This is a genomic window from Microbacterium foliorum (assembly GCF_003367705.1).
In the GTDB taxonomy this organism is placed as follows: Bacteria; Actinomycetota; Actinomycetes; order Actinomycetales; family Microbacteriaceae; genus Microbacterium; species Microbacterium foliorum.
Map to the genome: position 1 here is coordinate 2,681,396 of NZ_CP031425.1, position 12,392 is coordinate 2,693,787.

A 12,392-nucleotide genomic window follows, 5' to 3' on the forward strand; every position below is an offset into this window, starting at 1 on the left:
ATGTTCCTTGGCGTCGTGCAGTGCAGCAGTCGAGGCTTCCGGCGCGACGTCGGGGTGCGGATGCCGCGCCTGGCGCCGATGTCAGGGTTTCGGTGAGTCTACCGCGCCGCCCGATGGTCGACGACCGGGCGGGTCAGCGATCGGCGCCGGCGCGGGTCAGCGGCCGGTGCCGGCGTGGACGGTCGCCTCGGAGTCGCCGTCGAGTCCGTACGCGGTGTGCACGGTGCGCGCCGCCTCGGCGAGATCGGTGTCGCGCAGCACCACCGAGATGCGGATCTCCGACGTCGAGATCATCTCGATGTTGATGCCGCCCGCGGAAAGCGCCTCGAACAGGACAGCCGAGACACCCGAGTGCGTGCGCATGCCCGCACCGACGACCGACAGCTTGCCGATCTGGTCGTCGTGCACGAGGTTCTGGAATCCGACCTCGGTCTGCTCTCCGGCGAGAGCCTTGAGCGCCCCCGCCGAATCCGCCTTCGGCACCGTGAAGGAGATGTCCGTGCGTCCGGTGGCCGACACGTTCTGCACGATCATGTCGACGTTGGCGCCCGACTTGGCCACGATCTTGAAGATCTCGGCCGCCTTGCCCGGAACGTCGGGCACACCCGAGACGGTGATCTTGGCCTGGCCGAAATCGGTGGCGACGCCGGCGACGATCGGTTCTTCCATGGGTGCTGCTCCCTCGGCTTCGCGAGGGTTCTTCATGCCCTCGCCCAGAACGTATGTGCCCTCGGACGACGAGAACGTCGACCGGGCGTGGATCAGGACGCCGTGACGGCGTGCGTACTCGACGGCGCGGATGTAGAGCACCTTGGCGCCGTTGGCCGCGAGCTCGAGCATCTCCTCGCTGCCGATGTGGTCGAGCTTCTGCGCCTTCGGGATGACCCGGGGGTCGGCCGTGAAGATGCCGTCGACATCGCTGTAGATCTCGCAGACGTCGGCGGAGAGCGCCGCGGCGAGAGCGACGGCGGTCGTGTCGGAGCCGCCGCGGCCGAGCGTGGTGATGTCCCGCGTGTCGCGGTTGAATCCCTGGAAGCCCGCGACGATCACGATCGCGCCTTCGTCGAGCGCTTCGCGCAGTCGCACCGGGGTGACGTCGACGATGCGGGCCGCCCCGTGCTGCGAGTCGGTGATCATGCCCGCCTGGCTGCCCGTGAAGGAGCGCGCTTCGAAGCCCATGGAGTGGATCGCCATCGCCAGCAGCGCCATCGAGATCCGCTCACCGCTGGAGAGCAGCATGTCGAGTTCGCGCGGCGCCGGGATCGGGGCCACCTCGTTCGCGAGGTCGAGAAGCTCGTCGGTGGTGTCGCCCATCGCGCTCACCGCGACGACGACGTCGTGCCCTGCACGACGCGTGTCGACGATGCGCTTGGCGACGCGCTTGATGCTCTCTGCGTCGGCGACGGATGAGCCGCCGTACTTCTGCACGATGAGGGCCACGTTCACTCCCGGGGATGTCGGGCGGATCCGCCCACGCCCATTCTACGATCGGCGTGCATGCCCCACCGCGCATGTGACGGGCGCGACCGAATCGGGAGCCGTCGGATCAGGGAGCGGGCGGGAGCGGAGCGGGGGTGAGACCGGGAGCGACGGATACCGGCGGCACCGCTTTCGATGCACGCAGGCGACCGCCGGTCGCCGCGAGCCAGCATCCGGCGATGATGAGGGGGAACCCGACCAGCAGTCCTGGCGTCAGCGGTTCGGCCAGCACGAGCGCCCCCAGCAGGATCGCGACCACCGGGTTGACGTAGGTGAACAGCGGGGCCCGCACGGGACCCACCTCGCGGATGAGCGCGAAGAAGGCCAGGAAGGCGACAGCCGTGCAGACGACGGCCAGCGCGACGAGCGCCGCGAGCGAGGGCAGTGTCGGGATCCGATGCTGGGTGAGGATTCCGATCGGCAGGTAGATCACCCCGATCATGAGCAGCGACAGGGTGATGGTGCCGAGGGAGGGTACGTCATCGAGCTTGCGCGCGATGATGAACGGCGCGATGGCGTAGAGCACCGCCACGAGAAGCACCTCACCGGCGGCGAGCAGGCTGACGCGTCCGCCGAAGAGCCCGGGCCCTGCGACGACGACCGCCACGCCGACGAAGCCCACGAGCAGGCCGATCGCGCGGGAAGGCCGGAGCACACCGCGATCTCCCCCGCCGAGAGCGATGAGGGCGGCGAACAGCGGCACCGTGGCCACGAGCAGCCCGGTCATCCCCGAGGGCAGGGTCATCTCGGCGTGGCCCAGCAGCACGAACGGCCCGGCCATCTCGACGGCACCGAACAGGAGGACCCACGGCCAGCGCCTGAGCGCCGCGCGCAAGGCGCCCCCGCGCAGCGCGAACGGCAGCAGGATCAGCGCGGCGAGGAGTGTACGCCCCGCGACGATCGCCGGGGGTGAGAGCGACTCGACCGCGATGCTGATGAAGAGGTAGGGCACTCCCCACAGCAGGGACATCGCTGCGAAGAGCAGCCAGCCGCGGCGGGTGAACCCGCCCTGCGGGGTCACAGCACGCGCCGTCCCTCGAACGCACGACCGAGGGTGACCTCGTCGGCGTACTCGAGGTCGCCTCCGACGGGGAGTCCGGAGGCGAGGCGCGACACGGTGATCTCCATCGTGGTGAGCAGACGGCTGAGGTAGCTGGCCGTCGCCTCGCCCTCGAGGTTGGGGTTCGTGGCCAGGATGACCTCCTGCACCGTGCCGTCGGCGAGACGCGTCATGAGCTGTGCGATACGCAGATCGTCGGGGCCGATGCCCGCGATCGGACTGATCGCGCCGCCGAGCACGTGGTACAGACCGCGGAACTCGCGCGTGCGCTCGATGGCGGCGACGTCCTTCGCGTCTTCGACGACGCAGATCAGTGTCGGGTTGCGACGAGGATCGCGACAGATCGTGCACCGCTCCTGCTCCGCGACGTTGCCGCAGATCTCACAGAAGCGGACGCGCACACGGATCTCGACCAGCAGCTCGGAGAGTCGCGCGACGTCGAAGGTCGGCGTCTGCAGGATATGGAAGGCGATGCGCTGCGCCGACTTGGGGCCGATTCCGGGGAGCCGGCCGAACTCGTCGATCAGTTCCTGAACGATTCCGTCATACATCAGGAAAACCTCGTCGGGGGCTCGTAGGGCTCTTCGCGCACGAATGTCGCGCCGAGCACCTGGCGGATCACGGCCTCACCGTAGCGCTGGACTCCCCCGCCGGGAGCGCGTTCGGTGATGACCGGGGCTGGTGCGGCCGCCGCGACCGTGCGCACCGGCGACCCCGCGACCTGCACGGGAGCGTCGGATGTGGTCGCCGACCGCGGAGATGCCGGCGCGGAGTCCTGCGCCCGCGCCGGGGACGGCGCGCCTGGCGCGGGCTCGTACGACGGATCGTACGGCGGCTCATCGTCGAAGTACGGCGGCTCATCGTCGACCGGGTAGGGCGGTTCGTCGCCCGGCCTCGAATCGCCGATCGTGGGGGCCGCGGCGTCCGCCGCGGGTGCCGCCGGAGCGGCCGGTGCGTCGGACGGGATGTGATCTGCGGGCGCAGCCTCATCTGCGGGCGTGGCCGGAGCGGCCACCGCCGCCGATGTCCGCGCGGCGGGCGCGGCAGGAACAGCATCGACGGATGCCGGAATGGCGGCCACCGCCCACTCCGTCACAGGGCCCGTCGAGGCGGCCGATGTCTGAGCGCGCGGTGGGCGCGCTGACGCAGGCTCCGATGCAGGAGCGTCGGCACTCGGGCGGCCGGCGGCGGGAGTCGCGGACTGACGGGGGGCACCGCTGGCGGGCATCGGCGCAGGCAGATACTTGACGCGCACCCCGAGCTGCTGTTCGATCGCGCTCCGCAGGTGGTCGGAGGGCCCGGATCCCGGTGTCGTGCCCTTGAACTTGGCGACATCGTGCTGACTGGCGAAGCCGAGCGTGAGCACTTCGGTCTCGGCGACGAAGGCCAGCGGCTGCACGGCGGTGGCCAGGAGCCACGAGGTGCGGCTGACGTCTTCGAGCCGCTTGAGGATCGCGGGCCAGGCCGCGGTGAGGTCCTCGAAGCTCACCGGACCGGCCGGTGCCGCAGTGGTCTCGGCGGGGACGGACGCAGCGGGAGCGGACGCTAGTGCGACGCCGGCGTCGGTCGCGGCGGGCTCTGGAGTGGTGGCGCGTGCCGGCTCTGTTCCTGCAGAGGAGGCGACCACGGGCGCCGGCTTCTCGGCCACGGCAGCCATCTCCGCAGCGGGTTTCGCCGGTTCGGCCACGGAGGGCTCCGCCTGCTCGGCCACGGAGGGCTCCGCCTGCTCGGCCACGGAGGGCTCCGCCTGCTCGGTCACGGAGGGCTTCGCCTGTTCCGCCACGGACGGCATCTGTCGTGCCGGTGCGCTCGAGACCCCCGAGGTCGGGGCTGTCGGCGCCGCGACGGCTGCGGCCGCGCCCGCAGCGAGCACGCGCGCGACCATCAGTTCGAGGTGGAGTCGGGGTGACGTCGCGCCGGACATGTCGTCGAGAGCCGCGCTGACCACGTCGGCGGTGCGCGACAGCCGTGCGGAGCCGAAGGACTCGGACTGCGCACGCATGCGCGTGAGTTCGTCTTCGGCGAGGCCGCGCAGCACCGAGGAAGCGCCGGCCCCGACCGCCGCGATCACGATGAGGTCGCGGAGTCGCTCGAGCAGATCATCGACGAAGCGACGCGGGTCCTGCCCCGTCTGCACGACGCGGTCGATCGCCGGGAAGGCGGCAGCGGCGTCGGCGGCGGCCAGAGCGTCGACGATCTCGTCGAGCAGCGCCGCGTGGGTGTATCCGAGCAGTGCGACAGCCCGCTCGTACGCCACGGTGACGGTCTCGGAACCGGCAGGGGAATCGGAGCCGGCGATCAGCTGGTCGAGCAGAGACAGAGTGTCTCGCGGAGACCCTCCTCCGGCGCGGACCACCAGCGGCAGCACGCCGCGCTCGGCGACGACGCCTTCTTCGGTGCAGAGCTTCTCGACGTACTCGAGCATCGCCGCCGGGGGCACCAGCCGGAAGGGGTAGTGGTGCGTGCGCGAGCGGATCGTGCCGAGCACCTTCTCGGGCTCGGTGGTCGCGAAGATGAACTTGACGTGCTCAGGCGGCTCTTCGACGAGCTTCAGCAGCGCGTTGAATCCCTGCGGCGTCACCATGTGCGCCTCGTCGAGGATGAAGATCTTGTAGCGATCGCGGCTGGGGGCGAAGGTCGCCCGCTCGCGCAGATCACGGGCGTCGTCGACACCGTTGTGGCTGGCCGCGTCGATCTCGACCACGTCGAGCGACCCTCCGCCCGCGCGCGACAGCTCGACGCAGCTCGGGCAGGTGCCGCAGGGGGTGTCGGTGGGGCCTTCGGCGCAGTTCAGGCAGCGGGCGAGGATGCGAGCGGAGGTCGTCTTGCCGCATCCGCGCGGCCCGGAGAACAGATACGCGTGGCCGACCCTGTCGCCTCGCAGGGCGGTCATCAGCGGTTCGGTCACCTGGGACTGCCCGATCATCTCGCCGAACGACTCGGGGCGGTAGCGGCGGTAGAGGGCTGTGGTCACCACACCAGCCTACGGCGTGCCACGGACGTTCAGGCAGGCCCGCCCGCCGATCGGGGCCGCGGCGCGACCGACGTCACCGCGACCCCCGATCGGCGAGGTCAGTCGATCGGCTCGATCACCGGGATGACGGTCGTGATCACCGGCACGGATGCCGAGATCAGGGTGCCGTCGTCGCGCATCGCGTCCGCGAACTGACGCAGCGACGGGCGTCCCTCGATGCGCGGCCCCTGGTCGGCCAGCGGCACGACGACGTCCTCGTCGGAGGTCGCGGTGTAGGCGACCTCGCGCACCGTGAACGAGACCGGTCCCCCGGAGCCCACGTGCACGCGCAGCTCGTCCGTGGTCAGAGTGATCTGCAGCGTCGAGCCCTGCCACTGCAGCGGATACGACAGCGACGGCCAGTCGGCGGGAAGGCGCGGATCGAAGCTGAGTTCGCCCGCGTAGTCGCGCATGCCGCCGAAGCCGCACACGAGCGCCGTCCACACGCCTCCTGCGGAGGCGACATGCACGCCGTCCGCCGCGTTGTGGTGCAGGTCGTGCAGGTCGACGAAGAGAGACTGCCGGAAGTACTGCAGAGCGAGGTCCTGGTAGCCGACCTCCGCGGCGAGGATCGACTGCACGACCGCCGACAGCGTCGAGTCGCCCGTGGTCAGCGGGTCGTAGTAGTCGAAGTCCGCCTTCTTCTCCTCGGGCGTGAAGTGATTGCCCTGCAGGAAGAGCGCCAGCACGACATCCGCCTGCTTCAGCACCTGGAACCGGTAGATGACCAGGGGGTGGAAGTGCAGCAGCAGAGGCCGCTGCTCCGGCGGCGTGTGCGCGAGATCCCAGACCTCGCGCTCGAGGAAGAGCGAGTCCTGCGGGTGGATGCCGAGCGTCTCGCTGAACGGGATGAACATCGCATCCGCGGCGCGCTCCCATCCCTCCGCCTCGCCCTCGGCCAGGCCGGTGCGCTCGACGACCCTGGCGAACTCCTCGCCGTTCGCCTCGCGCGCCTCCCGCACGACCCGCGCCGCGTAGCGCAGGTTGTAGCGGGCCATGACGTTCGTGTAGAGGTTGTCGTTCACGACGGTCGTGTACTCGTCGGGACCCGTGACACCGTGGATGTGGAAGGTCTCGACGCTGTCTTCGCTCGTGTCGGCCACGAGGCGCGACGTGCGCCAGAAGCCGAGCGTCGCCCACAGTCGCGCGGTCTCGATCGCGATGTCGATGCCCTCGCGGCGCAGGAAGTCCTCGTCGCCGGTGGCGCGGACGTACTTGCCCAGCGCGAAGCTGACATCGGCGTTGATGTGGTACTGCGCGGTGCCCGCGGCATAGTAGGCCGACGCCTCTTCGCCGTTGATGGTGCGCCAGGGGAACAGCGCGCCGGCCTCGTTCAGCTGCGAGGCCCTGCGGCGCGCGGCCGGGAGCATGAGCGCCCTGGCGCGCAGGGCGTTCCTGGCCCATTGCGGCGACGTGTATGTGAGGAACGGGAGGACGTAGATCTCGGTGTCCCAGAAGTAGTGCCCGCTGTACCCCGACCCCGAGACGCCCTTGGCCGGCACACCGGTGCCGTCGGCGCGCGCGGAAGCCTGCGCGAGCTGCAGCAGGCACCACCGGGTCGCCTGCTGGATGTCGTCGTGCCCGCCGATCTGCACGTCGCTTCGCTCCCAGAAGGCCGCCAGCCATTCGGCCTGTCGGTCGAACTGCGCCTGCACGCCCTCGAACGCGACCCGGTCGAGCGATCGACGGCACCGGTCGACGAGCTCGCGCGGGGGGACGCCGCGGGACGTGTGATAGCTCACGAGCTTGGTGACCGTGATCGGCACGCCGGCCTTGGCCTGCACGCGGAACACGTTCTTCGAGATGTCCGCCTCGATGAGGGCGCGCGAGGTGTAGTCGTTCTCGGTCTCGATGATGTGGTCGGCGACGACCGCGACGGTCATCCCCGAGGCTGCCACCGAGTACGACAGCGCCGAGCGCAGGCCGTCCTGCCAGTACTCCGACGGCTCGAGCACGCGCTCGGCGATCTTCTCGGACTTGCGCGGGTCGAACCCGCTCTTCGCCTCGTTCGGGGTGCCCGCGTACACGCCGGCCCCATCCTGACGGTTGATCATCTGGCAGCTGACGGTGACCGGCGCGTCGGCGTTCTCGACGACGACCTCGAGGCGCAGCACCGCCAGGTGGCGCTCCTCGAAGCTGACGATGCGCTCGTCGCGCATCCGCACGCGCTTTCCGGAGGGCGTCTCCCAGACCACGACGCGCTCGAGCACGCCGGTGCGCATGTCGAGCGTGCGCCGGTACTCGCGCACGTCCGCCTCGTCGAACGAGATCGGCTCATCGTCGACGTAGACGCGCATGACCTTGGCATCCGGCGCGTTGACGATCGTCTGGCCGACCTCGGCGAAGCCGTAGGCCTGCTCGGCGTGGCGGATCGGCCAGGTCTCGTGGAGACCGTTGATGAAGGTTCCGTGCTCGTGCGCTCCGCGTCCTTCGATGTGGTTGCCGCGGAGCCCGAGGTAGCCGTTCCCGACGCCGAAGAGGGTCTCGCCCACACCGTCTTCGGAGTAACGCGTCTCGATGAGCCGCCAGGGGTCGACGGGGAAGCGGTCGCGGGCGATCATGCGGTCTCCTCAGTGCCGGAAGTGTCAGCCTGGTGTGCGGTCTGTGCGGGTTCGTGCGGGGGATCGACGAGGAACGCGTCGAGGTCCTCGACCACGACGGTCGCCCCTGCGGCGCGCAGAGCCTCGGCCCCTGCGCCGCGGTCGACGCCCACGACGTCGGCGAACCCGGCGGCAGCGGCGGACGCCGCGCCCGAGGTCGCGTCCTCGACGGCGATGCTGCGCGCCGGATCGACGCCCAGCGCGACCGCGCCGGCGCGGAACATGTCGGCGGCGGGCTTGGAGGCGAGGTCGTCGCGTTCGGCCACGACGCCGTCGACGACGATGCGGAAGAACGAGCGGATGCCGGCAGCGGCCAGTACCTCCTCGGCGTTCTTCGAGCTCGAGACGACGCCCAGCGGCACGCCTGCGGCGGCGAGCTTCTCGACGAGCGCGAGCGAACCGGGGAACGGAGCGATGCCCTCGGCGCGCAGTGACGCGGCGAAGGCCGCGTTCTTGCGGTTGCCGATGCCGCAGATGGTCTCGGCCTCGGGCGGGTCGTCGACCGCACCCCAGGGGATCTCGACGTTGCGGCTGCGCATCAGGCTCGCCACCCCGTCATAGCGCTTCTTGCCGTCGACATAGTCGAAGTAGTCGGCGTCGGAGTACGCGGGCGTCAGCGACCAGCGCTCGAAAACGTCGTCGAACACCGCCTTCCAGGCGCGCATGTGCACCTCGGCGGTGGGAGTCAGCACTCCGTCGAGGTCGAACAGGACGCCGTCGGCGCGGAGCAGATCGGGCAGGGCTTCAGGCACAGGAGCCTCCGGGGGGCGGATGAGGGGGTACCGGCACCTCTCCGTGCCACTGTGCAAGCGTAGTGCGGCGCAGCACCGCCGCACACCCCCGGGGTCGGATGGATCAGAGCAGGCGCGAGGTCTGCCTGGCGATCTCCAGCTCCTCGTTCGTCGGAACGACCAGCACCGCCACCTCGGAGGTGTCGGCGGAGATCCGACGGATGCCGCGCTCACGCGCCGCGTTGCGGCCGGCGTCGATCACGACCCCCGCGAATCCGAGGGTGGCCATCGCCTCGGCGCGGACGGCCGCGGCGTTCTCGCCGACGCCCGCCGTGAACGAGATCACGTCGACGCCGCCGAGCTGGGCGATGTAGGCGCCGGCGTAGGCGCGCAGGCGGTGGATGTAGACGTCGAACGCCAGCGTCGCCGCGGGGTCGCCGCTCTCGCGGCCGGCGAGGATGTCGCGCATGTCGCTGCGCCCCGCGAGCCCCTGCAGACCGCTGCGCTTGTTGAGCAGCGCATCGAGGTCGTCGATCGAATACCCGGCGCGACGAGAGAGGTGCACGAGAGCCGCGGGGTCGAGGTCGCCCGAGCGCGTGCCCATGACCAGGCCCTCGAGCGGGGTCAGCCCCATCGACGTCTCGACCGACCGCCCGCCGTCGATCGCCGTGACCGAGGCGCCGTTCCCGAGGTGGAAGACGAGCTGGCGGAGCGTGCCGAGGTCACGGCCGAGGAAGGCGGCGGCCGATTCGCTCACGAACTGGTGGCTGGTCCCATGGAATCCGTAGCGTCGCACCCGATGCGCGGCGGCGAGCTCCGCGTCGATCGCATAGGTGTACGCGGGCGGCGGGAGCGTCTGGTGGAACGCGGTGTCGAAGACCGCGACGTGCGGCACGTCGGAGAACACGGCCTTCGCCGCGACGATCCCGGCCAGGTTCGCCGGGTTGTGCAGCGGGGCGAGGACCGCGAGCTCTTCGATCTGCTCCTCGATGTTCGGGGTGACGAGGGTGGGCGCGTAGAACCTCGCGCCGCCGTGCACGACGCGGTGGCCGACGGCGACCGGCGGATGCTCGTCGAGCAGCGGGCCGTGCGCGGCGAACTGCTCCAGCATCACCGCGAAGGCGGCATCGTGATCGGCGAGCTGCTGCTCGGAGTCGTACGTCGCGTCGAGCATCGTCGTCGCGGCCCCTGCACCGGCGGCGGGTCGCACGGTGTGCCGGATCGCACTGGCCTCCTGACCGATGCGCTCGATCAGACCGGCCGCGAGCTCGCTCTCGTCGTCGATGTCGATGAGGCTGTACTTCAACGACGAGGAGCCGCTGTTGATCACCAGGATGGCGCTCATGCCGTCGCTCCTTCGGCCTGCGCCTGGATCGCCGTGATCGCCACGGTGTTCACGATGTCGTCGACCAGCGCGCCCCGCGAGAGGTCGTTGATGGGCTTGTTGAGTCCCTGCAGCACCGGCCCGATGGCCACGGCGCCGGCCGAGCGCTGCACGGCCTTGTAGGTGTTGTTGCCCGTGTTGAGGTCGGGGAACACGAAGACGGTGGCGCGGCCGGCGACGGCGGAGTCCGGCAGCTTCGCCTTCGCGACGGCGGCGTCCGCGGCCGCGTCGTACTGGATGGGGCCCTCGACGAGCAGCTCGGGAGCGCGCTCGTGCACGAGCGCCGTGGCGGCGCGCACCTTGTCGACGTCGGCACCGGAGCCCGACTCGCCCGTCGAGTACGACAGCATCGCGATGCGCGGCTCGATCCCGAACTGCTGCGCGGTGGCCGCCGACGAGATCGCGATGTCGGCGAGCTGCTCGCTGGTCGGATCGGGGATGACGGCGCAGTCGCCGTAGACGAGCACGCGGTCGGCGAGCGCCATGAGGAAGACGCTCGAGACGACGGTGACGCCCGGCTTCGTCTTGATGATCTCGAACGACGGCCGGATCGTGTGCGCCGTGGTGTGCGCCGCACCCGAGACCATGCCGTCGGCGAGACCGAGGTGCACCATCATCGTGCCGAAGTACGACACGTCGGTGACCGTGTCGGCGGCCTGCGCCAGGGTGGTGCCCTTGTGCGCACGGAGCCTGGCGTACTCGGTCGCGAACCGCTCCACGAGCTCGGGGTCGGTGGGGCTGATCACCTGCGCACCCGAGATGTCGACTCCGAGCTCGATCGCGCGAGCCCGCACGGCCGACTCCTCGCCGAGGATCGTGAGGTCGGCCACCTCGCGTGCCAGCAGCGTCGCCGCGGCGCGGAGGATCCGATCGTCGTCGCCCTCGGGCAGCACGATCCGCCGTCTGTCGGCCCTCGCCCGCTCGATGAGGCCGTACTCGAACATCAGCGGCGTCACGACCCGAGACTCCGCGAGCCCGAGCTGCGTGGTGAGCTCGGTGATGTCGACGTGCGTCTGGAAGAGCCCGAGAGCGCGGTCGTAGCGGCCACGCGACTCGGGTGAGATCCGCCCCCGCGCTCCCATCACCCGCACCGCGGTGTCGTAGGTGCCCAGGTCGGTCGCGATGATCGGCACGGTCGAGGTGAAGCCGTCGAGCAGCTGCACGATCGGCTCGGGCAGCGGGAACGGTCCGTTCAGGATGATTCCGGCGACGCGCGGGAACGTCCCCGAGGCGTCGGCGAGCAGCGTCGCCAGCAGCACCTCGGTGCGATCGGCCGGGATCACGACGACGGACTCCTCGGTCAGCCGCGGAAGCACGTTGACCATCGACATCCCCGCGACGACGATCGTCAGCGCCTCGCGAGCCAGCCGGTCGGGGTCGCCCTTGATGAGACGACCGTCGACGGCCGTCAGGATGCCGTCGATCGACGGCGCCACGAGCGCGCGGTCCTCCGGGATCGCCCAGACAGGGGTGGTCTTCTCGGGCCGCACCGCCGCGACGGCCTGCTCGATCGCCTCGAGAGCGTCGGGGTCGGCCCGATTCACGGCGACCGCGAAGAGCTCGGCGCGCTCGACATCGAGCTCGGAGAGCGCGAGCGCGGCGATCTGCCCCACCGCCGCCGGGGTGCGGGCGGTCGTTGTCCCGAGCTGCTCGGCCTGACGCCGCTGGTCGCGACCGCTCAGCACGAGCAGGACGGGGGCCGCGAGGTTCGCGGCGATCCTGGCGTTGTATCCGAGCTCGGCGGGGCTGGCCACGTCGGTGTAGTCACTGCCGATGATCACGACCGCATCGCACTGGGCCTCGACCGCCTTGAAGCGGGCGACGATGCTCGACAGCGCACGATCCGGATCATCGCGGACGTCGTCGTAGGTGACGCCGATGCAGTCCTCGTAGTCGAGCTGCACGCCGTCGTGCGCGAGCAGGAGCTCCAGCACGTCGTCGCGTTCCGTCACGGAACGAGCGATCGGGCGGAAGACCCCGACCCGCGGTGTGACGCGCATGAGCGCATCGAGCACGCCGAGGGCGATGGTGGACTTGCCGGTATGACCTTCAGCGGAGGTGATGTAGATGCTCTGCGCCACAGTCCCACCTTAGGCGCACACTGCTATGGCCGGGCTGGGTCGAC

General features: G+C 70.5%; 8 protein-coding genes. All 8 read right to left on the reverse strand.

The genetic code is table 11. The features are described from left to right. Positions 1–156 precede the first annotated feature (156 nt). Positions 157–1,440 (reverse strand): aspartate kinase, encoded by a 1,284-nt coding sequence (locus DXT68_RS12720; RefSeq protein ID WP_045254350.1) that lies wholly within the window; start codon positions 1,438–1,440, stop codon positions 157–159. A gap of 106 nt (positions 1,441–1,546) precedes the next feature. Continuing rightward, positions 1,547–2,500 (reverse strand): DMT family transporter, encoded by a 954-nt coding sequence (locus tag DXT68_RS12725; RefSeq protein ID WP_052677731.1) that lies wholly within the window; start codon positions 2,498–2,500, stop codon positions 1,547–1,549. After that, a complete protein-coding gene (gene recR, locus DXT68_RS12730; protein WP_045254268.1) occupies positions 2,497–3,090 on the reverse strand; it encodes a recombination mediator RecR in 594 nt (197 codons plus the stop codon). Before recR ends, DXT68_RS12725 begins: the two co-directional genes overlap by 4 nt. Further along, a complete protein-coding gene (locus DXT68_RS12735) occupies positions 3,090–5,513 on the reverse strand; it encodes a DNA polymerase III subunit gamma and tau (protein WP_174233212.1) in 2,424 nt (807 codons plus the stop codon). The genes recR and DXT68_RS12735 overlap by 1 nt, the downstream gene beginning before the upstream one ends. A 98-nt stretch (positions 5,514–5,611) precedes the next feature. Then, on the reverse strand, positions 5,612–8,113 hold the full coding sequence (locus tag DXT68_RS12740) for a glycoside hydrolase family 65 protein (RefSeq protein ID WP_045254266.1): 2,502 nt from the start codon (positions 8,111–8,113) through the stop codon (positions 5,612–5,614). After that, positions 8,110–8,904 (reverse strand): HAD-IA family hydrolase, encoded by a 795-nt coding sequence (locus tag DXT68_RS12745; protein ID WP_045254265.1) that lies wholly within the window; start codon positions 8,902–8,904, stop codon positions 8,110–8,112. The genes DXT68_RS12740 and DXT68_RS12745 overlap by 4 nt, the downstream gene beginning before the upstream one ends. Before the next feature lie 103 nt (positions 8,905–9,007). Continuing rightward, complete coding sequence (locus DXT68_RS12750) at positions 9,008–10,228, reverse strand: acetate/propionate family kinase (RefSeq protein ID WP_045254264.1); 1,221 nt, start codon at positions 10,226–10,228, stop codon at positions 9,008–9,010. Next, positions 10,225–12,348: a phosphate acetyltransferase gene (gene pta, locus DXT68_RS12755; protein WP_045254263.1), complete on the reverse strand. Its 2,124-nt coding sequence runs from the start codon at positions 12,346–12,348 to the stop codon at positions 10,225–10,227. The genes DXT68_RS12750 and pta overlap by 4 nt, the downstream gene beginning before the upstream one ends. Between the last annotated feature and the right edge of the window lie 44 nt (positions 12,349–12,392).

Bases quoted from the DNA above. Each gene is read 5' to 3' on its own strand.
- recR (WP_045254268.1), bottom strand. From the start codon at position 3,090: ATGTATGACGGAATCGTTCAGGAACTGATCGACGAGTTCGGCCGGCTC.
- DXT68_RS12750 (WP_045254264.1), bottom strand. From the start codon at position 10,228: ATGAGCGCCATCCTGGTGATCAACAGCGGCTCCTCGTCGTTGAAGTAC.
- DXT68_RS12740 (WP_045254266.1), bottom strand. From the start codon at position 8,113: ATGATCGCCCGCGACCGCTTCCCCGTCGACCCCTGGCGGCTCATCGAG.